This window comes from Streptomyces sp. S4.7 (genome assembly GCF_010384365.1).
Taxonomy (GTDB): Bacteria; Actinomycetota; Actinomycetes; order Streptomycetales; family Streptomycetaceae; genus Streptomyces.
Genome location: NZ_CP048397.1, coordinates 4,579,197 through 4,602,443, shown reverse-complemented (window position 1 = coordinate 4,602,443; position 23,247 = coordinate 4,579,197). Strand labels below are relative to the sequence as shown.

At 67.5% G+C, this 23,247-nt stretch carries 34 protein-coding genes and 1 pseudogene; 9 read left to right on the top strand and 26 right to left on the bottom strand.

The genetic code is table 11. From position 1 onward, the window contains the following. The 17 genes from rplF to rpsJ all read right to left on the bottom strand — a co-directional run bounded on the left by rplF (position 1) and on the right by rpsJ (position 8,092). A complete protein-coding gene (gene rplF / locus SSPS47_RS20675) occupies positions 1–540 on the bottom strand; it encodes a 50S ribosomal protein L6 (protein ID WP_147874341.1) in 540 nt (179 codons plus the stop codon). A gap of 21 nt (positions 541–561) precedes the next feature. Next, positions 562–960 (bottom strand): 30S ribosomal protein S8, encoded by a 399-nt coding sequence (rpsH, locus tag SSPS47_RS20670; RefSeq protein ID WP_023539333.1) that lies wholly within the window; start codon positions 958–960, stop codon positions 562–564. A gap of 261 nt (positions 961–1,221) precedes the next feature. Beyond that, positions 1,222–1,407 (bottom strand): type Z 30S ribosomal protein S14, encoded by a 186-nt coding sequence (locus SSPS47_RS20660; protein WP_003948630.1) that lies wholly within the window; start codon positions 1,405–1,407, stop codon positions 1,222–1,224. A 2-nt stretch (positions 1,408–1,409) separates the two neighbouring features. Next, positions 1,410–1,967 carry a 50S ribosomal protein L5 gene (gene rplE / locus SSPS47_RS20655; RefSeq protein WP_164252333.1) on the bottom strand — a complete coding sequence of 186 codons (558 nt, stop codon included), beginning with the start codon at positions 1,965–1,967 and terminating at the stop codon, positions 1,410–1,412. Next, the gene (gene rplX, locus SSPS47_RS20650; RefSeq protein WP_023539335.1) at positions 1,967–2,290 is read right to left on the bottom strand and encodes a 50S ribosomal protein L24; all 324 of its coding nucleotides are present in this window, start codon (positions 2,288–2,290) and stop codon (positions 1,967–1,969) included. Before rplX ends, rplE begins: the two co-directional genes overlap by 1 nt. A gap of 2 nt (positions 2,291–2,292) precedes the next feature. Then, positions 2,293–2,661 (bottom strand): 50S ribosomal protein L14, encoded by a 369-nt coding sequence (rplN, locus tag SSPS47_RS20645; RefSeq protein WP_023539336.1) that lies wholly within the window; start codon positions 2,659–2,661, stop codon positions 2,293–2,295. Positions 2,662–2,778: 117 nt separating this feature from the next. Continuing rightward, on the bottom strand, positions 2,779–3,069 hold the full coding sequence (gene rpsQ, locus SSPS47_RS20640) for a 30S ribosomal protein S17 (RefSeq protein ID WP_164252331.1): 291 nt from the start codon (positions 3,067–3,069) through the stop codon (positions 2,779–2,781). Continuing rightward, complete coding sequence (rpmC, locus tag SSPS47_RS20635) at positions 3,069–3,293, bottom strand: 50S ribosomal protein L29 (RefSeq protein WP_078075545.1); 225 nt, start codon at positions 3,291–3,293, stop codon at positions 3,069–3,071. The genes rpsQ and rpmC overlap by 1 nt, the downstream gene beginning before the upstream one ends. Then, positions 3,293–3,712 (bottom strand): 50S ribosomal protein L16, encoded by a 420-nt coding sequence (gene rplP, locus SSPS47_RS20630; protein ID WP_023539339.1) that lies wholly within the window; start codon positions 3,710–3,712, stop codon positions 3,293–3,295. Before rplP ends, rpmC begins: the two co-directional genes overlap by 1 nt. Positions 3,713–3,717: 5 nt before the next feature. Beyond that, positions 3,718–4,572, bottom strand: a complete 855-nt coding sequence (gene rpsC, locus SSPS47_RS20625) for a 30S ribosomal protein S3 (RefSeq protein ID WP_164252328.1) — start codon at positions 4,570–4,572, stop codon at positions 3,718–3,720. Continuing rightward, complete coding sequence (rplV, locus tag SSPS47_RS20620) at positions 4,572–4,919, bottom strand: 50S ribosomal protein L22 (protein ID WP_164252326.1); 348 nt, start codon at positions 4,917–4,919, stop codon at positions 4,572–4,574. Before rplV ends, rpsC begins: the two co-directional genes overlap by 1 nt. Positions 4,920–4,962: 43 nt before the next feature. After that, a complete protein-coding gene (gene rpsS / locus SSPS47_RS20615) occupies positions 4,963–5,244 on the bottom strand; it encodes a 30S ribosomal protein S19 (protein WP_023539342.1) in 282 nt (93 codons plus the stop codon). Between the two features lie 12 nt (positions 5,245–5,256). Continuing rightward, on the bottom strand, positions 5,257–6,093 hold the full coding sequence (gene rplB, locus SSPS47_RS20610; protein WP_147874343.1) for a 50S ribosomal protein L2: 837 nt from the start codon (positions 6,091–6,093) through the stop codon (positions 5,257–5,259). A gap of 47 nt (positions 6,094–6,140) precedes the next feature. Next, entirely contained in the window at positions 6,141–6,458 is a 318-nt protein-coding gene (rplW, locus tag SSPS47_RS20605; protein WP_078075546.1) for a 50S ribosomal protein L23, read from the bottom strand. Then, the gene (gene rplD / locus SSPS47_RS20600) at positions 6,458–7,120 is read right to left on the bottom strand and encodes a 50S ribosomal protein L4 (protein ID WP_164252325.1); all 663 of its coding nucleotides are present in this window, start codon (positions 7,118–7,120) and stop codon (positions 6,458–6,460) included. Before rplD ends, rplW begins: the two co-directional genes overlap by 1 nt. Before the next feature lie 4 nt (positions 7,121–7,124). After that, the gene (gene rplC / locus SSPS47_RS20595) at positions 7,125–7,769 is read right to left on the bottom strand and encodes a 50S ribosomal protein L3 (RefSeq protein ID WP_078075548.1); all 645 of its coding nucleotides are present in this window, start codon (positions 7,767–7,769) and stop codon (positions 7,125–7,127) included. 14 nt (positions 7,770–7,783) lie between these two features. Next, on the bottom strand, positions 7,784–8,092 hold the full coding sequence (rpsJ, locus tag SSPS47_RS20590; RefSeq protein ID WP_003948644.1) for a 30S ribosomal protein S10: 309 nt from the start codon (positions 8,090–8,092) through the stop codon (positions 7,784–7,786). A gap of 510 nt (positions 8,093–8,602) precedes the next feature. On the opposite strand from rpsJ, the gene SSPS47_RS20585 reads away from it, so the two are divergent. The 3 genes from SSPS47_RS20585 to SSPS47_RS20575 all read left to right on the top strand — a co-directional run bounded on the left by SSPS47_RS20585 (position 8,603) and on the right by SSPS47_RS20575 (position 9,451). After that, positions 8,603–8,794 (top strand): DUF1059 domain-containing protein, encoded by a 192-nt coding sequence (locus SSPS47_RS20585; RefSeq protein ID WP_147874346.1) that lies wholly within the window; start codon positions 8,603–8,605, stop codon positions 8,792–8,794. 148 nt (positions 8,795–8,942) lie between these two features. Beyond that, the gene (locus tag SSPS47_RS20580) at positions 8,943–9,194 is read left to right on the top strand and encodes a type II toxin-antitoxin system prevent-host-death family antitoxin (RefSeq protein WP_078075549.1); all 252 of its coding nucleotides are present in this window, start codon (positions 8,943–8,945) and stop codon (positions 9,192–9,194) included. Beyond that, entirely contained in the window at positions 9,191–9,451 is a 261-nt protein-coding gene (locus SSPS47_RS20575; protein WP_164252324.1) for a Txe/YoeB family addiction module toxin, read from the top strand. Before SSPS47_RS20580 ends, SSPS47_RS20575 begins: the two co-directional genes overlap by 4 nt. 44 nt (positions 9,452–9,495) lie before the next feature. Here SSPS47_RS20575 and SSPS47_RS20570 read toward each other — a convergent pair whose 3' ends face one another. Together SSPS47_RS20570 and SSPS47_RS20565 are read right to left on the bottom strand one after the other, a co-directional pair. Further along, positions 9,496–9,705: a DUF397 domain-containing protein gene (locus tag SSPS47_RS20570; protein WP_164252322.1), complete on the bottom strand. Its 210-nt coding sequence runs from the start codon at positions 9,703–9,705 to the stop codon at positions 9,496–9,498. Further along, complete coding sequence (locus SSPS47_RS20565; RefSeq protein ID WP_239064994.1) at positions 9,702–10,577, bottom strand: helix-turn-helix transcriptional regulator; 876 nt, start codon at positions 10,575–10,577, stop codon at positions 9,702–9,704. The genes SSPS47_RS20570 and SSPS47_RS20565 overlap by 4 nt, the downstream gene beginning before the upstream one ends. A gap of 132 nt (positions 10,578–10,709) precedes the next feature. Between SSPS47_RS20565 and SSPS47_RS20560 the strand changes: the two genes are divergently transcribed. Together SSPS47_RS20560 and SSPS47_RS20555 are read left to right on the top strand one after the other, a co-directional pair. Further along, positions 10,710–11,180: an ATP-binding protein gene (locus SSPS47_RS20560; RefSeq protein ID WP_164252319.1), complete on the top strand. Its 471-nt coding sequence runs from the start codon at positions 10,710–10,712 to the stop codon at positions 11,178–11,180. Between the two features lie 93 nt (positions 11,181–11,273). Further along, on the top strand, positions 11,274–12,182 hold the full coding sequence (locus SSPS47_RS20555; RefSeq protein WP_203557889.1) for a hypothetical protein: 909 nt from the start codon (positions 11,274–11,276) through the stop codon (positions 12,180–12,182). A 231-nt stretch (positions 12,183–12,413) separates the two neighbouring features. Here SSPS47_RS20555 and SSPS47_RS20550 read toward each other — a convergent pair whose 3' ends face one another. Next, positions 12,414–12,833 carry a hypothetical protein gene (locus tag SSPS47_RS20550; protein ID WP_164252317.1) on the bottom strand — a complete coding sequence of 140 codons (420 nt, stop codon included), beginning with the start codon at positions 12,831–12,833 and terminating at the stop codon, positions 12,414–12,416. 76 nt (positions 12,834–12,909) lie between these two features. Next, on the bottom strand, positions 12,910–13,779 hold the full coding sequence (locus SSPS47_RS20545; protein WP_275405161.1) for an alpha/beta hydrolase: 870 nt from the start codon (positions 13,777–13,779) through the stop codon (positions 12,910–12,912). Between SSPS47_RS20545 and SSPS47_RS20540 the strand changes: the two genes are divergently transcribed. Both SSPS47_RS20540 and SSPS47_RS20535 read left to right on the top strand, forming a co-directional pair. Continuing rightward, on the top strand, positions 13,711–14,304 hold the full coding sequence (locus tag SSPS47_RS20540; RefSeq protein ID WP_164252316.1) for a hypothetical protein: 594 nt from the start codon (positions 13,711–13,713) through the stop codon (positions 14,302–14,304). The two genes, SSPS47_RS20545 and SSPS47_RS20540, sit on opposite strands and share 69 nt — an antisense overlap. A 34-nt stretch (positions 14,305–14,338) precedes the next feature. Then, the gene (locus SSPS47_RS20535) at positions 14,339–15,340 is read left to right on the top strand and encodes a BtrH N-terminal domain-containing protein (RefSeq protein ID WP_164254768.1); all 1,002 of its coding nucleotides are present in this window, start codon (positions 14,339–14,341) and stop codon (positions 15,338–15,340) included. Here SSPS47_RS20535 and SSPS47_RS20530 read toward each other — a convergent pair. Beyond that, a complete protein-coding gene (locus SSPS47_RS20530; protein WP_239064992.1) occupies positions 15,337–15,918 on the bottom strand; it encodes a GPP34 family phosphoprotein in 582 nt (193 codons plus the stop codon). The two genes, SSPS47_RS20535 and SSPS47_RS20530, sit on opposite strands and share 4 nt — an antisense overlap. Before the next feature lie 40 nt (positions 15,919–15,958). On the opposite strand from SSPS47_RS20530, the pseudogene SSPS47_RS20525 reads away from it, so the two are divergent. Both SSPS47_RS20525 and SSPS47_RS20520 read left to right on the top strand, forming a co-directional pair. Continuing rightward, positions 15,959–16,896, top strand: a pseudogene (locus SSPS47_RS20525) (IS3 family transposase); the annotation flags it as partial. 622 nt (positions 16,897–17,518) lie between these two features. Next, positions 17,519–18,385: a helix-turn-helix domain-containing protein gene (locus SSPS47_RS20520; protein ID WP_164252314.1), complete on the top strand. Its 867-nt coding sequence runs from the start codon at positions 17,519–17,521 to the stop codon at positions 18,383–18,385. 17 nt (positions 18,386–18,402) lie between these two features. On the opposite strand, the gene SSPS47_RS20515 is transcribed toward SSPS47_RS20520, so the two are convergent. The 4 genes from SSPS47_RS20515 to tuf all read right to left on the bottom strand — a co-directional run bounded on the left by SSPS47_RS20515 (position 18,403) and on the right by tuf (position 23,136). Continuing rightward, a complete protein-coding gene (locus SSPS47_RS20515; RefSeq protein ID WP_203557888.1) occupies positions 18,403–18,792 on the bottom strand; it encodes an SdpI family protein in 390 nt (129 codons plus the stop codon). A 32-nt stretch (positions 18,793–18,824) separates the two neighbouring features. After that, positions 18,825–21,173: a poly(A) polymerase gene (locus SSPS47_RS20510; protein WP_164252311.1), complete on the bottom strand. Its 2,349-nt coding sequence runs from the start codon at positions 21,171–21,173 to the stop codon at positions 18,825–18,827. A 63-nt stretch (positions 21,174–21,236) separates the two neighbouring features. Beyond that, positions 21,237–21,734, bottom strand: coding sequence for an RNA ligase family protein (locus SSPS47_RS20505; protein WP_275405160.1), 498 nt, complete (start codon positions 21,732–21,734; stop codon positions 21,237–21,239). A gap of 208 nt (positions 21,735–21,942) precedes the next feature. Then, a complete protein-coding gene (tuf, locus tag SSPS47_RS20500; RefSeq protein WP_023539362.1) occupies positions 21,943–23,136 on the bottom strand; it encodes an elongation factor Tu in 1,194 nt (397 codons plus the stop codon). Positions 23,137–23,247: the final 111 nt, after the last annotated feature.

The following is a 23,247-nucleotide window of genomic DNA, read 5'->3' as shown; positions in this document are numbered from 1 at the left end:
CTACTTACCCGCCTTTCCGACCTTGCGGCGGATGACCTCGCCGGCGTACTTGACGCCCTTGGCCTTGTACGGGTCGGGCTTCCGCAGCTTGCGGATGTTCGCCGCGACCTCGCCGACCTTCTGCTTGTCGATGCCCTCGACACTGAGCTTCGTCGGGGACTCGACCTTGAAGGTGATGCCCTCGGGGGCCTCGACGACGATCGGGTGGCTGTATCCGAGCGCGAACTCCAGGTTGGAGCCCTTCGCCTGGACGCGGTAACCGACACCGCTGATTTCGAGCGCCTTGGTGTATCCCTGGGTCACACCGGTGATCATGTTCGCCACCAGCGTGCGGGACAGGCCGTGCAGGGCCTTGTTCTGACGCTCGTCGTTCGGGCGCAGCACCTGGAGGGTGCCGTCATCGCCCTTGGAGACCTCGATCGGCGCTGCGACGGTGTGCGAGAGGGAACCCTTGGGGCCCTTCACCGCGACCGTACGGCCGTCGATGGTGACGTCCACACCGGTGGGAACCTGGATGGGGAGCTTGCCGATTCGCGACATGAGCTTTTCCTCCGTTCCCGACTACCAGACGTAGGCGAGGACTTCCCCACCTACGCCCTTCTTGCCTGCCTGCTGGCCGGTCAGAAGACCGTGGGACGTGGAGATGATCGCCACGCCCAGGCCGCCGAGCACCTTGGGCAGGTTGGTGGACTTGGCATACACGCGCAGACCCGGCTTCGAGATGCGCTTGATGCCGGCGATCGAACGCTCGCGGTTCGGGCCGAACTTCAGCTCGAGGGTGAGGCTCTTGCCGACCTCGGCGTCCTCGACCTTCCAGCCGGTGATGAAGCCCTCCTGCTGGAGGATCTCCGCGATGTGCGACTTGATCTTGCTGTGCGGCATCTCGACGGTGTCGTGATACGCCGAGTTCGCGTTACGCAGACGCGTGAGCATGTCTGCGATGGGATCAGTCATGGTCATGAATTGGCCTTCGGCCTCTCTCGCCGGGGTTTCCTGTATGCGCCATCCCTCTCCCCGCTCGATGGCGGGACGGGTGCGGCACGGGGACCTACGGCGTAGTAAGTTTTGGGCGGCGGACGCCCAACCCCCCAAGCCTACGGCATGTGGAGCAGGGCTTCCGCCGACCAGTTGCTTACCGAGAGCGCCTGGTTGATTCCGATCCAACTCGCCGGCCGGAGGCCGCCCTTGAGGGGCGGTGGTCGGCCGACGGGTGGGCGGGAATTACCAGGAGCTCTTGGTGACGCCCGGCAGCTCGCCGCGGTGTGCCATCTCGCGAAGGCAGACACGGCAGAGGCCGAACTTGCGGTAGACGGAGTGGGGGCGCCCGCAGCGCTGGCAGCGGGTGTAACCGCGCACGCCGAACTTCGGCTTGCGGGCGGCCTTAGCGATCAGAGCCTTCTTCGCCACGGTCAGTTCTCCTTGAACGGGAAGCCGAGGTGACGAAGGAGGGCACGACCCTCGTCGTCGTTGGTCGCCGTGGTCACCACGGTGATGTCCATGCCCCGGACCCGGTCGATCTTGTCCTGGTCGATCTCGTGGAACATGACCTGCTCCGTGAGACCGAAGGTGTAGTTGCCACGGCCGTCGAACTGCTTGGGCGACAGGCCGCGGAAGTCACGGATACGCGGCAGCGCGAGCGACAGCGTACGGTCCAGGAACTCCCACATGCGGTCACCGCGGAGGGTGACGTGGCAGCCGATCGGCTGTCCCTCGCGCAGCTTGAACTGCGCGATCGACTTGCGGGCCTTGGTCACGGCCGGCTTCTGGCCGGTGATCGTGGTGAGGTCCTTGATGGCACCCTCGATCAGCTTGGAGTCGCGGGCGGCGTCGCCCACACCCATGTTGACCACGATCTTGACGAGACCGGGGACCTGCATGGGGTTCTCCAGGGAGAACTCCTCACGCAGCTTGCCGGCGATCTCCTCGCGGTAGCGCAGCTTCAGACGCGGTGCGGTTGTGGTCGTCATCAGATGTCCTCACCGGTCCGCTTGGCAACGCGGATCTTGTTGCCCTCGTCGTCAAAGCGGTAGCCGACGCGGGTGACGACCTTCTTGCCGTCCTTCTCCACGACCAGCTGAACATTGCTGATGTGGACGGGGGCTTCGGTCGTCACGATGCCGCCGGTCTGCGAACCACGTGCGGTCTGGCCGGCCTTGGTGTGCTTCTTGACCCGGTTGACACCCTCGACGAGAACGCGGTCCTGCGTGGGGTAGGCCACGATGACCTTGCCCTGCTTGCCCTTGTCCTTACCGGTGATGACCTGAACCAGGTCGCCCTTCTTGATCTTCATGCTTACAGCACCTCCGGCGCGAGCGAGATGATCTTCATGAACTTCTTCTCGCGCAGCTCACGGCCCACCGGGCCGAAGATACGGGTGCCACGAGGGTCGCCGTCGTTCTTCAGAATGACGGCGGCGTTCTCGTCGAAGCGGATGTACGAGCCGTCCTGGCGGCGGCGTTCCTTCACGGTGCGAACGATGACCGCCTTGATGACGTCACCCTTCTTCACGTTGCCACCGGGGATCGCGTCCTTGACGGTGGCGACGATGACGTCACCGATACCCGCGTAGCGGCGACCCGAGCCACCGAGAACACGGATGCAAAGGATCTCCTTGGCACCAGTGTTGTCGGCGACACGCAGTCGCGACTCCTGCTGGATCACGTCTATCTCCTGATCGTCTGCCGGTTCCCGGCGAGGGCCGTCCTCTGCGGCCGGCCCCCGCCGAGCCTGGCGGAACTACTCCTAGGGAATGCCCTGGGAGGGATTACCTGGCCTGGATTACTTGGCCTTCTCAAGGATCTCGACGATGCGCCAGCGCTTCGTCGCGGACAGCGGCCGGGTCTCCATGAGGAGGACACGGTCGCCGATCCCGGCGGCGTTCTGCTCGTCGTGAGCCTTGAGCTTGTTCGTACGGCGGATGACCTTGCCGTACAGGGCGTGCTTCACGCGGTCCTCGACAGCGACGACGACGGTCTTGTCCATCTTGTCGCTGACGACGAGACCCTCGCGGGTCTTGCGGGATCCGCGCTCGCTCTTCTCGGTCGTCTCAGTCACGTTGCTCTCAGTCATCAGGCGCTCTCCACCGTCTCGATGCCCAGCTCGCGCTCACGCATCAGGGTGTAGATCCGCGCGATGTCCTTACGGACCAGCTTCAGCCGGCCGTGGTTCTCGAGCTGACCGGTCGCCGCCTGGAAGCGGAGGTTGAACAGCTCTTCCTTGGCCTCGCGAAGCTTGGCGACAAGCTCCTCGCCACCCAGTTCACGCAGCTCGGACGCCTTGGTAACGGCCGCCATCACGACTCACCTGCCTCGCGCCGAACGATGCGGCACTTCATCGGAAGCTTGTGGGCGGCGCGGGTGAGCGCCTCCTTGGCAACCTTCTCGTTCGGGTAGGACAGCTCGAACATCACCCGACCGGGCTTGACGTTCGCGATCCACCACTCGGGAGAACCCTTACCGGAACCCATGCGGGTCTCGGCGGGCTTCTTCGTCAGGGGACGGTCCGGGTAGATGTTGATCCAGACCTTGCCGCCACGCTTGATGTGACGGGTCATCGCGATACGAGCGGCCTCGATCTGACGGTTCGTCACGTATGCCGGGGTCAGCGCCTGGATGCCGTACTCGCCGAACGCAACCTGCGTGCCACCCTTGGACATTCCGCTGCGCTTCGGGTGGTGCTGCTTGCGGTGCTTGACCCTACGGGGGATCAGCATTTCGGTCAGGCCTCCGTTCCACCGGTAGAAGAGGGCGCGGCCTCCGCGGCCGGAGCAGCCGCCGTCGCGTCGGCCTTGGGGGCCTCCGCGCCGGGAGCCTGCTGCGGCTTGCGGCCACCGCGACCGCCACGCTCGCCACCGCGGCCACCGCGGCCGGCGGGACGGTCGTTGCCGCCGCCACGGGCCGGACGGTTGCCCGCGCGCGCCGCGGCGTTCTCGGCGCGCACCTCGGCGATGTTCTTGACGTCGCCCTTGTAGATCCAGACCTTCACACCGATGCGGCCGAAGGTCGTCTTGGCCTCGAAGAAGCCGTAGTCGACGTTGGCCCGGAGCGTGTGCAGGGGCACGCGGCCCTCGCGGTAGAACTCCGAGCGCGACATCTCGGCGCCGCCGAGGCGGCCACCGCACTGGATCTTGATGCCCTTGGCGCCGGCCTTCATCGTCGACTGCATGCTCTTACGCATGGCGCGACGGAAGGAGACACGCGAGGACAGCTGCTCGGCGACGGCCTGGGCCACCAGCTGAGCGTCGACCTCGGGGTTCTTGACCTCGAGGATGTTCAGCTGGACCTGCTTGCCGGTCAGCTTCTCCAGCTCGCCGCGGATGCGGTCGGCCTCGGCGCCGCGGCGGCCGATGACGATGCCCGGACGTGCGGTGTGGATGTCCACGCGGACGCGGTCACGGGTGCGCTCGATCTCCACCTTGGAGATACCGGCACGCTCCATCCCCTTCGTCATCATGCGACGAATGGCGACGTCTTCCTTGACGTAGTCCGAGTACAGCTTGTCGGCGTACCAACGGGACTTGAAGTCCGTGGTGATACCGAGCCGGAACCCATGCGGGTTAACCTTCTGGCCCATTACCGGGTTCCTTCCTTGCTGCTGACGACCACGGTGATGTGGCTGGTCCGCTTACGGATCCGGTAGGCGCGGCCCTGGGCACGCGGCCGGAACCGCTTCAGGGTCGGACCCTCGTCCACGTAAGCCTCGCTGATGACCAGCGAAGTGGCGTCGGGGTGCTCGTAGTTGTGCGCGGCGTTGGCAATGGCGCTGTCAAGCACCTTGCCGACCGGCACGCTCGCGGCCTGCGGGGCGAAACGCAGGACCGCCTGAGCCTCCGTGGCATCCATGCCACGGATGAGGTCCACCACGCGGCGGGCCTTCATGGGCGTGACGCGGATGTACCGCGCCTGGGCCCTGGCTTCCATGGTTGTCCCTTCGGTGTAAGTCATAGTCGTTTCCACCCCGCGGTTAGCGGCGCTTCGACTTCCGGTCGTCCTTGACGTGGCCGCGGAAGGTGCGAGTCGGCGAGAACTCGCCGAGCTTGTGGCCGACCATCGACTCGGTGACGAACACCGGGACGTGGATCTTGCCGTTGTGCACCGCGATGGTGTGGCCCAGCATTGCCGGGATGATCATCGAGCGACGGGACCAGGTCTTGATGACGTTCTTGGTGCCAGCTTCGTTCTGGACGTCCACCTTCTTGATGAGGTGGCCGTCGACGAAGGGCCCCTTCTTGAGACTGCGCGGCATCTGAACCCGCTCCTAGCGCTTCTTGTTCGTCTTGCGGCGGCGGACGATGTACTTGTTGCTCGCCTTCTTCGGCGAACGCGTACGACCTTCCTTCTGACCCCACGGGCTGACCGGGTGGCGACCACCTGAAGTCTTGCCCTCACCACCACCGTGCGGGTGGTCAACGGGGTTCATGGCGACACCGCGGACGGTCGGGCGGACGCCCTTCCAGCGCATACGGCCGGCCTTGCCCCAGTTGATGTTCGACTGCTCGGCGTTGCCGACCTCACCGATGGTGGCGCGGCAGCGGACGTCGACCAGCCGGATCTCTCCGGACGGCATACGAAGGTGGGCCATGGAGCCCTCCTTCGCCAGCAGCTGTACGGAAGTGCCCGCGGAACGGGCGAACTTCGCGCCGCCGCCGGGACGCAGCTCGATGGCGTGGATGGTCGTACCGACCGGGATGTTGCGCAGCGCCAGGTTGTTGCCGGGCTTGATGTCGGCGGACGGGCCGTTCTCGACACGGCTGCCCTGCGTCAGGCCACGCGGCGCGAGAATGTAGCGCTTCTCGCCGTCCGCGTAGTGCAGGAGCGCGATGCGCGCGGTGCGGTTCGGGTCGTACTCGATGTGCGCGACCTTGGCCGGCACGCCGTCCTTGTCGTGACGACGAAAATCAATCACGCGGAAGGCGCGCTTGTGGCCGCCGCCCTGGTGGCGAACGGTCACACGACCGGCGTTGTTACGGCCGCCCTTGCTGTGCAGGGGGCGGACCAGCGACTTCTCCGGCGTGGACCGCGTGATCTCGACGAAGTCGGCGACGCTGGAGCCACGACGGCCCGGGGTCGTCGGCTTGTACTTGCGGATACCCATTTCTCAGTCCTCGGAATATTCCGGACTTCGATTCGATCCGACTCCCGTTAGGAAGTCGGGCCGCCGAAGATGTCGATACGGTCGCCCTCGGCGAGGGTCACGATGGCGCGCTTGGTGTCCGAGCGCTTGCCGAAACCGGTGCGGGTGCGCTTGCGCTTGCCCTGCCGGTTGATCGTGTTGACCCCGGTGACCTTGACCGAGAAGACCGCTTCGACGGCCTGCTTGATCTGGGTCTTGTTGGAGCCGGGCGCGACGATGAACGTGTACTTGTTCTCGTCGAGCAGCGCGTAGCTCTTCTCGGACACCACGGGCTTGACGAGAACGTCACGCGGGTCCGTGAAGGTCTTGCTGGTGATCTCGGCCATCAGGCTTCGCTCCCCTCGGTGTCGGCAGTCTGTCGCGCAGCCCCGCCGGACACGAAGGACTCGAAGGCGGCCTTGGTGAAGACCACGTCGTCGGAGACAAGCACGTCGTACGTGTTGAGCTGTCCCGGGTCCAGCAGGTGGACCTCGGGGAGGTTGCGCGCGGACAGCCACGCGGCCTCGTCGCTCCGCTCGACGACCAGGAGCACGTGCTTGCGCTCACTGACCTTGCCGAGCAGGGTCTTGGCGGCCTTGGTGGACGCCGCGCCCTCGACCACGTCGGAGACGACGTGGATACGAGCGTTGCGGGCCCGGTCCGAGAGGGCCCCGCGCAGGGCGGCGACCTTCATCTTCTTCGGGGTCCGCTGCGAGTAGTCACGCGGGGTGGGGCCGTGTACGACGCCACCGCCGGCGAACTGCGGCGCACGGGTCGAACCCTGACGGGCGCGGCCGGTGCCCTTCTGGCGGTAAGGCTTCTTGCCACCACCACGGACCTCGCCACGGCGCTTGACCTTGTGCGTGCCCTGACGGGCGGCGGCCAGCTGCGCGACGACGACCTGGTGGATCAGCGGGATGCTGACCTTGGCGTCGAAGATCTCGGCCGGGAGCTCAACGGTCCCGGTCTTGTCGCCCGAGGGCGACATGATGTCGATGGTGCTGCTCATGTCTTCAGGCCCCCTTCGCCGCGGTGCGGACCAGGACGAGGCCGCCGTTCGGACCGGGGACCGCGCCCTTGATGAGGAGCAGGCCCTTCTCCGCGTCAACGGCGTGAACGGTCAGGTTCTGGGTGGTGACCCGCTCGTTGCCCATGCGACCCGCCATGCGGAGGCCCTTGAACACACGGCCCGGGGTGGCACAGCCACCGATGGAGCCGGGAGAGCGGTGCTTGCGCTGGGTTCCGTGACCGGCGCCGAGGCCCTTGAAGTTGTGACGCTTCATGACACCGGCGAAGCCCTTGCCCTTGCTCTTGCCCGTGACGTCCACGCGGACGCCGGACTCGAACACAGCGGCGGTGACCTCCTGGCCGAGCGTGTACTCGGACGCGTCGGAGGTGCGGAGCTCCACCAGGTGGCGGCGGGGGGTCACGTCGGCCTTGGCGAAGTGACCCTTGAGGGGCTTGTTCACCTTGCGCGGGTCGATCTCGCCGAAGGCGATCTGGACCGACTCGTAGCCGTCGGAGTCATTCGTACGGACCTGGGTTACAACGCAGGGTCCGGCCTTGACCACGGTCACCGGGACGACACGGTTGTTCTCGTCCCAGACCTGGGTCATGCCGAGCTTCTCGCCCAGGACACCCTTGATCTGCTTTGCCATCTCTTCCGCGCCTCTCAGAGCTTGATCTCGATGTCGACGCCGGCCGGAAGGTCCAGGCGCATCAACGAGTCAACGGTCTTGGGCGTCGGGTCGAGGATGTCGATCAGGCGCTTGTGCGTGCGCATCTCGAAGTGCTCGCGCGAGTCCTTGTACTTGTGCGGCGACTTGATGACGCAGTACACGTTCTTCTCAGTGGGCAGCGGCACCGGGCCCGCGACCGACGCACCAGTGCGAGTCACCGTCTCGACGATCTTCTTCGCCGAAGAGTCGATGACCTCGTGGTCGTAGGCCTTGAGCCGGATGCGGATCTTCTGTCCCGCCATGGCTACTCAGTAGTCCTGTCTCTCGAAACGCTCTGGACCCGGTTGGCCTGTGCGCCCACTCTGTGTGCCGCGCACTGTTCTCTCCGACCCACGCGGTCGGGCGTGTCGCATTCCCTTCACGTAGAAATTCCCGAAGGATTTCCCTGCCAAGGGGTTGCGGGCCCGAAGTCCGCGAGACCGGGGACGAACGCCCACCGGGTGCCTGGCCGGTACCCCGCTGACACTTCCCGGAAGATTCCCGTACGTCCGTCCCAGCGCTGCCGTGAGAGGCAGATGGGCCGACGAGTACTGTGGGACTCGCTTCCGGTCCTCCCGGCGGGAGGCGCGCAGCATCGGCACTCAACCGAGCAACCTGTGCAGTGTGCCATATGGCCCGGAGCCCTGGCCAATCGCGGCCGGAGAGCGTACCCCACGGGGTGACGGGCGAACCCCGGGGCTGACGGCGGGCGGGCGCACACCATGGCCGGAGCCACCCGAAAGGGTGGATACTGGTACATGGAGGTGTGGATCATGCGGAAAGTAGTCGATTGCCGCGACATGCCGAGTGAGACGAACTGCACCCTCGCCATCACGGGCGAGGAGGACGAGGTCGTCCGCGCCGCGAGCGAACACGCGGCATCGGTACACGGCCACGAGAACACGGCGGAGCTGCGGGCCCAGATCCGGTCCAACATGAAGGACGAGATGCCGCAGCACGCGTGATCATCGGACTCACCGCCGACGCGTGGTCCGCCTTCTTCGTGCCACGCGCAGGAGTGGGGCAGCACGGGGTATGCGTCGCGCGAAAGCCGAGTCGTCTTCAGACCAGCGCCTGTACAGTTATCTGTACGTAGCGCTGGGAGGCGATCTCATGAGGACGATGTCGTACACCGAGTCGCGGGCAAAGTATGCGGAGACGCTGGACTCGGTCGTCAACGACCGTGAAGAAGTCATAATCACGAGAGCCGGGCACGATGCGGTCGTGATGGTGGCATTGGACGACTACGAGTCCCTCAAGGAGACGGCCTACCTGCTGAGGAACCCTGAGAACGCCCGCCGCCTGCTGGCCTCGATCGACCAGCTCGAGAACGGCGGCGGCACTGTGCAGGAGCTTGCCGAGTGAAGCTGGTGTGGTCCGAGTCCGCCTGGGACGACTACGTGTGGTGGCAGTCGGAGGACCGAAAGGTACTGAAGCGGATCAATACCCTTCTCCAGGACGTGACGCGCAACGGCAACGAGGGCATCGGGAAGCCGGAGCCGCTCAAGCACGGTTTCCAGGGGTACTGGTCACGCCGTATCACTGAGGAACACCGTCTGGTCTACAAACTGGTGGAGGACGAGGTCCGGATCGCGGCCTGCCGCTACCACTACGGCCGCTGATGCCGAACCTCACCCTCTGGGTGTGAGGCGCGTTCAGGGCGGGTTCATGACTCCGACGCGTAGGACACGAAGCTCGCCCACGCGGTGGGTGTGAGGCCGAGGCGTGGGCCTTGGGGGGTCTTGGAGTCACGGACGTGGACCGTGGCGGGGGTGGTGGCGACCTCGACGCAGTCGTTCGGGTCACTGCTGTCGCTGTAGGTGCTCTTGAACCACGCCAGCTCGTTCGCGTCCTCGGCTGAGGTGCTGCGGATCATGTCTCCCCTAGGGCTTCTTCGATGAAGGCCAGCGACTCGCGCGCGTTAAGAGCTTCGGCCCGGATGATGCCATAGCGCAATTCCAAGATCCTTAGCTGCTTCGGATCGGACACGGGGCGACCACCGAACTCTGTGTCGGTGCGTCCGACTGACGTGCCGTCACCGAACTTCAGCACCTGGATTCGCCCACTCATCCCGGGATGATCCCCGCGATCGGTCGGCATCACCTGGATCTCGACATTACGCAACTGCCCAACCTCCAGGAGGTGTTGGAGTTGCCTGCGCAACACCATTTTGCCACCGATAGGACGGCGCAGCGTGACTTCTTCCTGGACAAAACTCAGCTCAGGGGCCGGTGAACGGTCAAAGATGGACTTCCGCGCCACTCGCGCAGCCACAGCTCGCGCCAATTCGTCGTCCGACAGGGCGGGCCTCCTCGTGGCGAGCAGCGCACGCGCATACTCCTCCGTCTGTAGCAGGCCGTGCAGGTTGTGGTTGCCGTACGACAGCGACTCGACCGCCCGCGCCTCCAGCTTCGCCAGATCCCGAACGCGCTTCGGGTAGCGAACCTCCGCCACGTCCTGCTTCATCGCGGAGATCATCCCCTCCGCCCTCAAGACCTTGTCCGCCTTGTCCAGGTACTCCTGGCGGGGAATCCGTGTGCCCGACTCGACCTTGTAGACCAGGTCCTCGCCGTAGCCGATCGCCTGGCCGAACTCCGCCGCCCGCAGGCCGGCCGCCTCGCGGCGCAGCCGTAGCTGCCTGCCGACCGTCGCGACGACCGCCGCGCCCGATTCGTCGTCCGGGTCGACTTCCCAACCCGGCTCGTCCGTCTCGGTCCTGGGCTCCGTACCGTCCGTGTCCACGCTCACCGCACACCCGCCTCCTCGGTACCGCTGCCCCCTCCGGACAGGCTGGACAGCGCTGGACAAGCCCCGGACAGTCACCGTACGTACCGGAGTCATCACTGGTCAGCGTATGCATGGACCGCCACGCTGAGTGACGTGAATCAAGAAATCACCCAACTCGGTCTTTCGGAACGCCACTTCGGCGTACTCCTGTCACCCACGCCACGCGGCGCCCGTCTCGCCCGGCGGCTCACCACCGCGCATCTGCTCGCCTGGGACCTGCCGCCCCGGACGATCGAGACGGCGGAGCAGGTGACCGCCGAGCTGGCGACGAACGCGGCCACGCACGGCCGGCTGTCGGGGCGGGACTTCCTGCTGGAGCTGCGCAGGACGGACGACGGGCGGGTGCTCCGCATCGAGGTGACCGACACCCGTGGCGACCGCCTCCCCGGACTCAACCCCCAACTGCCACCCGCGGACGCCGAGTCGGGCAGAGGGCTGCTGCTGGTGGAGGTGCTGGCGGACCGGTGGGGGGTGACGCAGGGGCCGGTGCCGCGCAAGACGGTGTGGGCGGAGCTGGACCTCGTACGGCCTACCTCACCCCTCCGGGTGAATATGACCAACTGAGCTACGACCAGGGCGGATTGTCTGCTTATGCTCAGCAAAGTCGAAGCCCTGGCATGTGCCAGGGGCAAACTCCAATCACCAACAGGAACCCGCATGGTCAGCGCGCCCCATGAGGCGATGCATCGCATCTTTCAGGACCACCCCGGGCTCTTCTCCGGTGTCTCCGAAGTGCTCGGGGTCGACTTCGGCCCGCTCGTAGGGGTCACCGTCCTGCCCACGGACCTCACCGAGGCCCGGCCCGTCGAGCGACGCGTGGACACGCTGTTACGGGTCGAGACAAAGGACAGTGGGTCCTACCTCCTCGCGATCGAGGCCCAGGGGAAGAAGGACCCGGCGAAGCCCGCAAGCTGGGCCTACTACCTGTCGTACCTGCACACGAAGTACCGGCTGCCGCCCGTACTGCTGGTCGTCTGCCAGGACCACGCCACGGCTGAATGGGCCACGCGGCCCGTCGACATCGGGCCACCGCAGTGGCCGTCAATCACCCTGCGCCCGCTGGTGGTGGGCCCGCACAACATGCCGGTGATCACCGACGCGGCCGAGGTCCGCAAGGACCTGGCGCTCGCCACGCTGTCTCTCATTACGCACGGTGCCGATCGGAACCCCGATGTCATACTCAAAGCGATGACGACCGCGCTGCGGGAGACCCCGGAAGCCATCAAGAACCCGATCGTCGAACTCATCTCACAGGGCCTGGGTAACCTGCCCGCCGCAGCACTCTGGAGGAAACTGGTGGCCGTGGACCTTTCTTTCTACAAGTCGCCGCTCTCGGAGGAAATCCGGGACGAGGGCCGAGCTGAGGGCCGAGCTGAGGGCCGAGCTGAGGGCCAAGCCGCAAGCCGGGCGGAGGACATCCTCTTCATCCTGGAGCTGCGCGGGATCGACGTCTCCGAGGATGTCCGAGGGCGCATTACCGGCTGCAACGACGCCGAGACCCTGCTCGGCTGGCTCGCCCGCGCCCTCACCACGCCGTCCGCCGAAGGGCTCTTCGAAACGACGTAGCCCCCCCCCCCACAGACACGTCCCGGCGGGCGGGAGCGGAACACGAGCTCCCGGCCGCGTGGGGCGTCGCGGTGAGCCAGAGTCTGGGCAAGCGCTCAGCCGCCCAACAGTGGAGGAACCTGGGGGGCCGTGGACCCTTCCCCCTACACCGGAAACCTGGACCCGGAAGAGTCACTGAGCGGTGCACTTTCCGGTCTGGGTGGGATCAGGACGCGCTTGGACCGCAGGGGGTCACTTCGCGCGGAAGCAGGCCGATTCGACCGCGACGAGGATCAACGAAGGGTCATCTCCGTACTTACGTTGGTCCATCAACCGAATGTCCGCCGCGAATTCCCTCCCCTTGGATTCAGCAATAATCTGCGGAGCCTTGGCAGGAGTTCCGTCCGTGCCGTCCTTGACAATGGTCCAGCCCGCCTTCGGCAATTCTTTCCGGAGTCGGTCCATGGCCTTCTCCAGCTCCGGCACAGGAAGGTCGTATACGCTCCACGGTTGACGAGCCCGGTAGACCTCGTCCTCGGGCTCATAGTCCGAACACCGCGAGACCTTGGCACCTGACTCGGTCACCTTCCCCTTGAGCGCCATCATCTCCAGGATGCGACTGGATGCCCCCTCGACTTCAGTCGAGACCGAATCGCCGTCACGTACTTCCACCTCTGCCTCGTTTCCCTGTGAGCACCCGGCCAATATCAAGCAAGCCGCCAGAGCGGAGAAAAAGACCGACACTTCTCTATTCAAGTTTCACCCTCTGATAGTTCCCGGTGATGACAGCCGCCTGATTGAGCAGGCTTGTGGAACCTTCGTCCCAGAATCTGCCGTGATCGGCCGAGTCGCTCGCCATGATGTTGCCGCCGAACCATGAATCGGTCGGAATGGTCGCGTTGTCGCCAAGACCCACCAGGCGACCGCCCTGCCTCACACCCTGGTCGTCCCAGGGCGCACCCATCGCCCACACGTGATCGGCACCTGCTCCCAGATCCGCCGCATGGTCCGCCTGGACCCCAGGGCTGCCGGCGAATACGAAGTCGTCGACGGTTTTGGAGTCCTGCCAACTTCCTGACTGCGCCGCGACACCCACCACAGTGCTGCCGTAGCTGTGACCGATCGCCGTGTTGTGGGCAGCGCTGCCGACTGCGCTCTCCTGCGCTGCTCTGTTGCCTTGAAGGAAGTCGTACAGCCGAGGTCCACCCTCATCGGCGTACTTGCCCTGTGTCGCCTCCGTCGGGATGTTGTCCGGAGCGTTGTAATCGAGCCAGGTGATTGTAGGGACCTGCTTCCCCGGCGACATGGCATTGCTCTCGTCCCAGAGCTTCTCTGCCTTACCGAACTCACCCAGGTCATCGCCGTCGCCAATGCTCTCGATGCCCGCGTGGGTGCCGGGCACATAGACGCCCACGTGGTCCGCCACATCCGGATTTCCGTTGGCGAGGATGACTTTTCCGTCCCCCAGTCCTGTGACGACCGGCCACAGTCCCTCGACACCTGCTCCACCTCTTGGATAGCCGTCCCCGCCGGCGACCAGCGGGGGGTCATGGAGGTGCTCGACCTCTTCGAGGCGCGGCCCGCGACGTTCGAGCTGGGGCTGAACGTCGGAGTGCACGACAGCCACGACGGCGCCGAGTACGGCAGGGTCTACGTCACTCCGGAGGTCGACGGATGGACCCTGGTGCTCGGCCCCTGGTGCAATCCCGTCGATCCGGAGCGCGCGGAGGATGTCCTGCGCGTCGTGACCGGGCTGAGCCGACGCTACGGCCGGGCCCAGGCGTACTATTTCGGGGAGCAGGGCGGCGGGGCGGGGTGGCTCGTCGTCCAGGAGGGGACCGTCGTGCGCCGCTTCGGCTCCTACTGGGACGACGACGGAGCGCGGTACACCGTGGGTGAGCCACTGCCCGAGGAGCGCGCCGCCTGCGTCGAGGAGGGCATCACCCCGGTGGGGGACCCCGGGGCCGACGACGAGGAGTGGGCGGACCTCGCCGCGTATCTCTCCCCGCAGCTCGCGGACCAACTGGGCGTGAGCCCGCTGGACTTGGACCCGCAGAACACGGTGCGCGGGATCGGGGCGGTGGCTCTCACCCCGTACGCGCGCGAACACGGAAGGCCCCACACGGGCGCGTACGCGATCTGACGCGCGGGCACGACCATCCAGGGAAATGAGCGACATGGGCATGGTGAAGGACATCGACGTCCGTGGCATGCAGCACTGTGAGACGACCGCGCTCGGCGTGCTGCTGCGGCATGAGGGGATCGACCTGTCCGAGCCGATGCTGTTCGGGCTCGGCTCCGGGCTCTCCTTCATCTACTGGGACAGCAGAGCCATGGGCTTCCCGTTCCTCGGCGGCCGGGTCAAGCCGTTCGAGCTGACCGGGAATCTGACCGCCGCACTCGGGCTCGATCTGCTGGTCGAGGAGACCACCTCCGCGCGCAAGGCGTGGCAGAACGTGGCGGGACCCATCGACGCCGGCCGGCCGGTCGGTCTTCAGCTCGACAGCTATCACCTGGACTACTTCAGTACCAAGGTGCACTTCGGCGGGCACGTCGTGGCGATGTACGGCTACGACGAGAGGGACGCCCACCTGGTGGACACCGCCCCGCAGGGCGGAGCGGTCACGACCGGCCTCGCCGCCCTGGCCAGGGCGAGGGCCGAGCGCGGCCCCATGACCGCCAGGCACCGCTCCTTCACGATCACGGTGCCCGGCGGCACGGCGGCCTCACCGCAGGGCCGGATCATCCCCGCGATCAAGACCTGTGCCGACGCCTTCCTGAACCCGCCCATCGCGAACCTCGGCCACCGGGGCATCGAGAAGACCGCGAAGCAAGTGCCGAAGTGGCTGGAGCGCAGCGACGATCCGCGGGAGGACCTGCCACGGGCGGCCGTCCTCATGGAGAAGGCCGGCACCGGCGGCGCCCTGTTCCGCAATCTCTACCGGGACTTCCTCGCCGAGTGCGCCGAGCTGATCGACAGCGCCCATCTGCGTACCGGCCACCGCCTGTACGCGGAGGCCGCCACCCTCTGGACGGAGGTGGCCGCGCTGGTCGAGACAGCGGGCGAGTCCGACGAGGTGAGGCACCTGACGCGGGCGGGCGCCGTCCTCCACGACCTCGCACGGGTCGAACGCGAAGCGATGTCGGCACTCAGCAGGCTCCAGGCACCAACTCGCTAGCTGGTCGCGGCGATGGCCGTCCCCATGGAGGTCGCCGCGACCGTTCGCATCACCGCCGTGTTCACCGCCTCGGCGCCCCAACTGCCCTTCTCCAGCTCCTTCGCGCGCTTGTAGACCTTGCCCGACCACGGGATGGACCGGTGCAGATTCGGCAGGGTACCGCTCGCGAGGAGCAGTCCGATCAGCGCGGTCGTACGGAACAGCCCCAGCGTCTTCTTGGTCTCCTGCCGCAGCATGCCCCGCTCGACGAGCCGTTCGAGCACGGTCTCCCGCAGCTCGGTGCCGATCTCAATGAGGAGGGTCTGCACGCCTCGCTTCCGGTCGGCGACCTTCTGGTACGCGCCCCGCAGCAGCGGATCCGCCGGCGGATCACCGGCGACGGCATGCACCTTCAGACCGTTCAGCCCCTGGTCGTTCTCGTCGACCCTGACGTACTTCCCGACGCCCAGCTCCACGAGTACGGCGCCGCCCAGCGTGTAGTACAGCGTGCCCTCTCCCGCGATCGTGCCCGACGTGTCGTCGAACATCAGCAGCAGCAGGTCTTCGACGATGGGGCCTTGACCCCGGATGTTGAACACACGAGACACTGGATCCTGAGGATCTGAGAACGGACATCTCGTGGTCATGAAGAACTACCCGCCACAGTTCAAGGCGGACGCGGTCGCGCTGTACGAGTCGCGGCCCGACGCGACGATCAGGTCGGTCGCAGCCGATCTGGGCATCAACCCGGAGACCCTGCGGAACTGGGTGAGGGCAGCCGGGGTGAGCCGTCCCCGGGGACGTCGGACGCAGGAACCCTCGCAGCCGCCGGCCCCGCTGGAAGCCGAGAACGCCGCCCTGCGGAAGAAGGTCCGCGAGCTGGAGGAGGAACGCGAGATTCTTCGCAAAGCGGCGAAGTATTTCGCCGGGGAGACGCGCTGGTGAACCGCTTCCAGTGTGTCGCCGACCTCCAGCGCCGTCACGGCGTGAAGCGGCTCTGCAGCATCCTCGGCGTCAGCCGCTCGAGCTTCTACTACTGGCGCCGGACAGCTACGAACCGGGCCGCCAGACAGGCGGCCGACGCCCGCCTGGCCGCCCGGATACGGGCAGTGCACCAGGAATCGGACGGCACCTACGGAGCCCCGAGGATCACCGCCGAACTCCGCGAGGAGAACGGTGAGGCGGTCAACCATAAGCGAGTCGCAAGGATCATGCGAGCGTCCGGAATCGAGGGAGTCCGGTTGCGCCGCCGGCACCGCACCACCGTCCCCGGCCCGGCCGCCGCCAAGGCCCCGGACCTGATCGGCCGCGACTTCACCGCGGACAAGCCGAACACGAAGTACGTCGGCGACATCACCTACCTGCCCATCGACGGCAGGAAGTTCTGCTACCTGGCGACCGTCATCGACCTCGCTTCGCGGCGGCTCGCCGGCTGGGCGATCGCCGACCACATGCGCGCGGACCTGGTGACCGATGCCCTGGCCGCAGCGGTCCGCACCGAGCGCGAAGCCCGACTCGACGCCTTCCGATGGCTCCACCGCTACAACACCCGACGCCGACACTCCCGCCTCGGACAACGATCACCGGATCGCCTTCGAGAACACCTTCCACCACACACCAACTACGCTGGCCCCAGCCGCATAACCCGTGTTCAGGATTCGGGGTCAAGGCCCCATGAGACCTGCACCGGCGGTTGCCCACACCTTCTTGTCCGACTTCACATCCCCGGACGCGGCGCCGGCCGGCGCGCCACCACCTTGATCCGCCGGCAACTGATTCAACTGCATCTGCGCAGAACTGCGCTCCACCGCTTCGGACTTGAGCTGCTCCCACTCGTCCCACGCCATCCCCGCACCCTTCCCCGTTGCTCAGTGTCTACATGCCCAGACACGTTGTGACGGGTGGCCGAATACTCATACTCACCGGGTCGCGGCCGGCCCCGACCCGGTCGGCCGCGACCCGGTTCGCCGCGACGTCGTGGCTCACGACGTCAGAAGATCTCAAGTACGTGGAGGAAAAGACCCTCCTAACCCCACCAGCCCCCATCACCCGCATGGGTGAACTCGCCCAACTGGGCTGGATTTCGTACGGGTTGACTGGCATATGCTCGCCGCGACAACTCCACAACAGACAGCGGCCCCCGGCCGGGACTGGCATCCCGAACGAGGGCCTCACCACCAAGGAAGTAGACCCTTCCCGATGGATGTTCAGCACTTTAGCGCGCCCTCGCGCGCCACGTCCCGAGTTCCCCGGCCCGTCGCCCGATCCGGTGTCGTGCACGCCAACACCCGGCTCACCAAGCGCTACACAGTCGTCGACAACCACCTCGCGCAGCACCGTGAGCTGACCCTCATCGCGATCGGACTCGCCGTCCACATCCAGTCGCTGCCCGCCGGGGCCCGGATCGGCATCAAGTGCCTGACCGCCCGCTTCCCGGAGAGCGAGGCGCGAATCGCCTCCGCACTGCGGGAGTTGGAGGCGGCGGGCTATCTGGAGCGCACGCGCGAGCGGCTGCCGAGCGGGCGGATCGTCACGCACACGGTGTCGTACAACCAGCCGCCGACGTTACGGAGAGCGGAGCCCGTACGCGTACGCCCACCGCAGCCGCAGCCGCAGCCGGAACCGGAACCGCAGCCGGAACCGGCGCCCGCGCCCGCGCCCGCGTCCGCGTCCGCGAAGCCTCCGCCCCCGCCCCTCCCCCAGCCCCTCTCCCCCGACCCGAACCGCCACCGCGCCGCCGCCGATCTCCTCGCCGGTCTGCGGCGCCAAGGCCCCCGCCTGCTCCTCGCCGAGCGCGACGTGCGGCGCCTCGCACCCGGCGTCGCCGCCTGGCTGGAGCGCGGCGCGGACCCCGACTCCGTACGCCGCGCCCTGACCGCGAACCTCCCGGGCGACCCCCGCCACCCGGCCGCCCTGCTGGCCCACCGCCTCACCGCGCTCCTGCCACCACCGCTTCCACCGGCGCCGACCCTCGTACGCCCGCACCCGTTCCAGACCTGCGACCGCTGCGAACGCGCCTTCCGCGCCCCGGAGCCGGGCTGCTGCCGCGACTGCCAGGACGGCTGAGATGCGCGGCCCGGGTGCTACCGACTACTTGGTCGGCCCGTCGCGCGCGCGGCGGCGTTCGCCCTCGCCGCCGCTGTCGAGAGGAGCCCGAGAAAGACGAGAATTCCGCCCAGCGGGACGACGAGGACGGCCGCATCGTCGATGTCGCCCAGCGCCGACACCAGGCCGATCAGCACGGTGATCGCCCCCAGCGCGTAGGCGGTCAGGAACGTCACCGCCAGCAGCGGAGCCGCCGCCGCGTGGCCTGCCTCCCAGGCCGCGTCCGAGGACATCGTGGCTTTGGTCCGGATGCCGATCGCCGAGTTGCGCCGGATCTTTCCAGCCGCGACCTGGTTCCTCACGTAATGGATCAACACCCCCAGCATGACCAGTCCTACGCCGAATACGAATCCTCCGACCGAATCCATCGTTCGCCCCTCCAAGAATCTGGATGTCGTCGTCACCCCTGCTGAACGTCTGATACGTCAGTCAAGAAAGTTGTGAGACCGACCGGCATACGCCAGTCCCACGCCGCCCACGTCCCGAAGAAGTGCCTGCGCAGATCGTCGCCCGCGAGGTCCCCGGCCTCGCGCGTCGTGCGCGCCGCCAGCACCGCCCAGGCCAGGCCGGGCAGCCCGCCGAAGGGGGCGGAGTCCAGGCCACGGGCTCTCGCCCAGGCCTTCACCTCCCTCGCCAGCCCGGCGAAGGCGTCGTGACGGTCGCCGACCGCGTCCCGTACGGCCGCCGCGTCGCTCACCGCGCTGAGCGCGACGGCCGCCGCCTCGCCCAGTTCGGCGCGGCGCTCCACGGCGTCGACCGGGTCCATGTCGCCGGTCGCCACCACGGCCAGGTCGACGCCCGACTCGCCCACCGTGAAGCGGAGTCCGGGCACGCGGGCGCCGACCACCTCGCGTACGGGAGACGCGCCGTCCGGGAGCGCGGCCGTCACCCGCCGCCGTATCTCGTCCATGTCCACCGCCGCACCCGGCAGCGCCGCCACCAGGTCCAGATCCGCGCCGGTGGACGCGCAGCCCATCCGACGGGAGCCCACGACGTGCACAGTGCCCTCGGCGAGCACACGGGCGAGCAGTCGCGTGGTCTCGGCGACGCCGGAGGTGACCTGATGTACGACCGGTGCCTCCTCCAGCAGCCAGTTGACCTCACCCGTGCCGAGCGCGACCGTCGCCCGTACGCGCATCGGCTCGTCACCCCTGCGCGACAGGAGCGCCAACTCATCGACCACGCACGGCACTTCGCCGAGCCGGGCCGCGATCCCGGCGGCGACCCGCTGCGGATCGCGGCTCCGCCCGAGGGTCAGATGCGGCGTGAACCCCTCGGCCCGCCGCCCACCGCAGCGCGGAAACCGCCGCTCCAGGGCCTCCCGAAGCCCCGCCCACAACGCCTCGCTCCGCGCCGCCGGGTCGAGCCAGAGCGTGGCGTCCTCGCGGTGCCCGAACGTATGCACCCCGCCCAGCCGCGCCGTGAAGGGCACGGCCTCGGCGATCAGCGGGGCCGCGCGCTCGAAGTCGGACTCCGGGACGAAGCCGAAGAGCAGGTTCACGTGCGGCGGCCAGCGGTCGACCTGCGGGTCGTGCTCGCGCCGGACGGCCTGGACGGGGCCCCACAGCTCGTGGGGCGGTATCCACGCGACGGCCGTACGAGCCGTAGCGGCGACATCGAGGGCGCCGGCGCGCGAACTTCCCTCCCCCACCCCGAGGTTGACCTCCACCTCCACCCCGTAGTGGTCGGAGATGTGGAGCCCGCTCGCGTCCGGCGTATCGCCCCGCAGCGCGGCCCCGGCGACCGCGCCACTCCCCCGCAGCAGCATCCGGTCCAGCCGCCCGGCGCGGCCCGACAGCGAGGCCACCGCCGCCAGCGGATTGGCGACCGGGTCGAATGTGGGTGTGGAGTCCTCGGAGCCGTACACCTCGCTCCAGGCGTCACGCAGCCCGAGCGCGGCGGCCGGACCGCCGGACCCACCGGAGCCGTCGTTGAAGTCACCCATCAGGATCAGATCGGCGTCGACACCGCCCAACCCCTCGGCGAGGGAGGCCAGTTCGTTACGGCGCCGACCCGCGCCGTCCATGGAGTGGTCGCTGCTCAGGTGAGTGGCGGCCACGACGAGCGGCCCGGCGGCCGTCTCCACGGTGAGCGCGGTGACGGCCTTGTGCGGGCCGAGGACATGGTGCGCCGCCTCGCGTACGGGCAAGCGGCTGAGGAGCAGCAGCCCGTTGTCGTCCACGTCACGCCCACCCGGGTCGCTGCCGATGGTGTAACTCGCCTGTACCCAGGGCGCGTTCATAAGAATCACGAGCAGCTCGCGCTCGACCTCCTGCAGCGCGATCACATCGGCGTCCGACTCCTCCAGAGCCGCGAGGAGCAGCGGGCGGCGCACGGCGGTGTGGACACGGCCGCTGTCGTAGCGGTCCCAGAGGGTGTTCCAGGTCAGCACGCGCAGGGACGCGACCGCCGGTGGCGGTGAGGTCCCCGCGGGACGCCACTGCCCGCCCTCGTACGCGTACGCCGTACCGGCCGTGAAGAACGGCGCCCGCAGCAGCCGTGCGTGCCGCACCCGCCCCGCGTCCGTCGCGTCGATCCGGTCGACTCCGGTCGCCCGGTCCCAGACCACCTCGCCGTCCGCCTCCACGAACAGCACGCGGTGCCACGGGATGTCGCCGCCGGGCACGAACGCGGGCAGCGGGACGCGCCCCGGAGTCGTACCGCGCCGGCTGACGCCGAGTACGAAGCGCGCCGGGTCGAGACGCGGGTCCCAGCGGACCTGGTGGTACAGCTGGTCGCTGGTCCGCATCACGGCCCCCCGCCCTGGTCGCTGGTCCGCATCACGGCCCCCCGCCCTGGTCGCTGGTCCGCATCACGGCCCCCCGCTCTCGGCGCTGTCCGCGTCCTCGATGTCGCCGTCCGCCCCGACGTACCACGTCCGGTGCGCGTCCCCGGGATACGGCGGTACGTAGCGGTGCAACTGCCCCGCGAGTACGTCGGGCGGCACCGGGTGCTGCCGTACGCCGTTGCGCCTCCACACGGGCACCCCGTAGAACCAGCTCTCCAGGTCCTCGTACGGAATCGAGTGCCGCGCGTACATGTTCTCCCCGCACACCCGCACCCCGTCCGGGATCAGCCCTCCGATCCGCCCCTGCAACGCCTTGACCCAGGCCCGCGACGGATGATGCCCGGAATCCAGCGACCGGGCGTGCAGCCCGTCGCGGTACAGGGTGGTGTTCTCCCCGTCCATCTTCTCGGTGACGACGACTTCCCGCCCCCGCAGCCCGTCCAGATCCCCGACCCGCACATCGTCGGAGGCGACACCGGGCGACCACGGCAGATGGGGCGTCCTCGGATACGACGTACGCATTGCCCCTGCCCCCCGACGCGCCGTGACCACTGCCCCGGCAACCCTAGGAGCCGACCGAACCGCACTCCACCGAATAACGGCCTCGCCCCACCCAACGCGGAAGTGGGCCCCGCACCAACTTCGGTGCGGGGCCCACTTCTTGGTTGCTCGTGCTGGAGCTACCAGGTCAAACGGTCAGCCGACAGGCAGCGGACCGCCGGATCGGCAATTACTTGCTGATCTTGGTGACCTGGCCGGCGCCCACGGTCCGGCCACCCTCACGGATGGCGAACTTCAGGCCCTCCTCCATGGCGACCGGCTGAATCAGCGAGACCGTCATGAGGGTGTTGTCGCCCGGCATGACCATCTCGGTGCCCTCGGGGAGGGTCACGACGCCGGTCACGTCAGTCGTACGGAAGTAGAACTGCGGGCGGTAGTTGTTGAAGAAGGGGGTGTGACGACCACCCTCGTCCTTCGACAGGATGTAGGCCTGGGCCTCGAACTCGGTGTGCGGCGTGACCGAACCGGGCTTGATGATGACCTGGCCGCGCTCGACATCCTCGCGCTTGATGCCACGGAGGAGCAGACCGACGTTCTCACCGGCCTGGCCCTCGTCGAGCAGCTTGCGGAACATCTCGATGCCGGTGACCGTGGTGGTGGTCTTCTCGGTCTTGATACCGACGATGTCGACGGTCTCGTTGACCTTGAGCACACCACGCTCGATACGACCGGTGACGACCGTGCCACGGCCGGTGATCGTGAAGACGTCCTCGATGGGCATGAGGAACGGCTTCTCGACGTCACGCTCGGGCTGCGGGATCGACTCGTCGACGGCCTTCATCAGGTCGAGGACGGTCTGGCCCCACTCCTTGTCGCCTTCGAGCGCCTTGAGCGCCGAGACCTTGACGACCGGCAGGTCGTCGCCCGGGAACTCGTACTCGGAGAGGAGCTCGCGGACCTCAAGCTCGACGAGCTCCAGGATCTCCTCGTCGTCCACCATGTCGGCCTTGTTCAGCGCGACAACGATGTACGGCACGCCGACCTGGCGGGCCAGGAGCACGTGCTCCTTGGTCTGCGGCATCGGGCCGTCGGTCGCGGCGACCACGAGGATGGCGCCGTCCATCTGCGCCGCACCCGTGATCATGTTCTTGATGTAGTCCGCGTGACCGGGGCAGTCGACGTGCGCGTAGTGACGCGACTCCGTCTGGTACTCGACGTGCGCGATCGAGATGGTGATACCGCGCTGGCGCTCCTCGGGAGCCTTGTCGATCTGGTCGAAGGCCGAGGCCTCGTTCAGGTCCGGGTACGCGTCATGCAGCACCTTGGTAATGGCGGCCGTGAGGGTCGTCTTACCGTGGTCGATGTGACCGATGGTGCCGATGTTGACGTGCGGCTTAGTCCGCTCGAACTTCGCCTTCGCCACTGGGGTCCTCCTGGAGTGGTTCTGTACGCCTTACTCATCGGCGCCAGGTGATCTTTGCTGGAATGCCGGGGCCCGGGACACCGGGCACCCCGTACGGTCTCCCGTACGCGG

Excerpts from the sequence above, each read along its gene's own strand:
- SSPS47_RS20580 (WP_078075549.1), top strand. The coding sequence starts at position 8,943 with ATGAGGACGATGTCGTACACCGAGTCGCGGGCAAAGTATGCGGAGACG.
- SSPS47_RS20515 (WP_203557888.1), bottom strand. The coding sequence starts at position 18,792 with ATGGATTCGGTCGGAGGATTCGTATTCGGCGTAGGACTGGTCATGCTG.
- rplC (WP_078075548.1), bottom strand. The coding sequence starts at position 7,769 with ATGGCAAAGCAGATCAAGGGTGTCCTGGGCGAGAAGCTCGGCATGACC.
- rpsQ (WP_164252331.1), bottom strand. The coding sequence starts at position 3,069 with ATGACTGAGAGCAACGTGACTGAGACGACCGAGAAGAGCGAGCGCGGA.
- rplD (WP_164252325.1), bottom strand. The coding sequence starts at position 7,120 with ATGAGCAGCACCATCGACATCATGTCGCCCTCGGGCGACAAGACCGGG.
- rplW (WP_078075546.1), bottom strand. The coding sequence starts at position 6,458 with ATGGCCGAGATCACCAGCAAGACCTTCACGGACCCGCGTGACGTTCTC.
- rpsS (WP_023539342.1), bottom strand. The coding sequence starts at position 5,244 with ATGCCGCGCAGTCTCAAGAAGGGGCCCTTCGTCGACGGCCACCTCATC.
- rpsJ (WP_003948644.1), bottom strand. The coding sequence starts at position 8,092 with ATGGCGGGACAGAAGATCCGCATCCGGCTCAAGGCCTACGACCACGAG.
- SSPS47_RS20540 (WP_164252316.1), top strand. The coding sequence starts at position 13,711 with ATGGAGGTGCTCGACCTCTTCGAGGCGCGGCCCGCGACGTTCGAGCTG.
- SSPS47_RS20520 (WP_164252314.1), top strand. The coding sequence starts at position 17,519 with ATGGATGTTCAGCACTTTAGCGCGCCCTCGCGCGCCACGTCCCGAGTT.
- rpmC (WP_078075545.1), bottom strand. The coding sequence starts at position 3,293 with ATGGCGGCCGTTACCAAGGCGTCCGAGCTGCGTGAACTGGGTGGCGAG.
- rplB (WP_147874343.1), bottom strand. The coding sequence starts at position 6,093 with ATGGGTATCCGCAAGTACAAGCCGACGACCCCGGGCCGTCGTGGCTCC.
- rplE (WP_164252333.1), bottom strand. The coding sequence starts at position 1,967 with ATGACGACCACAACCGCACCGCGTCTGAAGCTGCGCTACCGCGAGGAG.
- SSPS47_RS20585 (WP_147874346.1), top strand. The coding sequence starts at position 8,603 with ATGCGGAAAGTAGTCGATTGCCGCGACATGCCGAGTGAGACGAACTGC.
- rpsC (WP_164252328.1), bottom strand. The coding sequence starts at position 4,572 with ATGGGCCAGAAGGTTAACCCGCATGGGTTCCGGCTCGGTATCACCACG.
- rplP (WP_023539339.1), bottom strand. The coding sequence starts at position 3,712 with ATGCTGATCCCCCGTAGGGTCAAGCACCGCAAGCAGCACCACCCGAAG.
- rplX (WP_023539335.1), bottom strand. The coding sequence starts at position 2,290 with ATGAAGATCAAGAAGGGCGACCTGGTTCAGGTCATCACCGGTAAGGAC.
- rplF (WP_147874341.1), bottom strand. The coding sequence starts at position 540 with ATGTCGCGAATCGGCAAGCTCCCCATCCAGGTTCCCACCGGTGTGGAC.
- SSPS47_RS20510 (WP_164252311.1), bottom strand. The coding sequence starts at position 21,173 with ATGCGGACCAGCGACCAGCTGTACCACCAGGTCCGCTGGGACCCGCGT.
- rplV (WP_164252326.1), bottom strand. The coding sequence starts at position 4,919 with ATGGAAGCCAGGGCCCAGGCGCGGTACATCCGCGTCACGCCCATGAAG.
- SSPS47_RS20505 (WP_275405160.1), bottom strand. The coding sequence starts at position 21,734 with ATGCGTACGTCGTATCCGAGGACGCCCCATCTGCCGTGGTCGCCCGGT.
- SSPS47_RS20535 (WP_164254768.1), top strand. The coding sequence starts at position 14,339 with ATGGGCATGGTGAAGGACATCGACGTCCGTGGCATGCAGCACTGTGAG.
- rpsH (WP_023539333.1), bottom strand. The coding sequence starts at position 960 with ATGACCATGACTGATCCCATCGCAGACATGCTCACGCGTCTGCGTAAC.
- SSPS47_RS20555 (WP_203557889.1), top strand. The coding sequence starts at position 11,274 with ATGGTCAGCGCGCCCCATGAGGCGATGCATCGCATCTTTCAGGACCAC.
- SSPS47_RS20570 (WP_164252322.1), bottom strand. The coding sequence starts at position 9,705 with ATGATCCGCAGCACCTCAGCCGAGGACGCGAACGAGCTGGCGTGGTTC.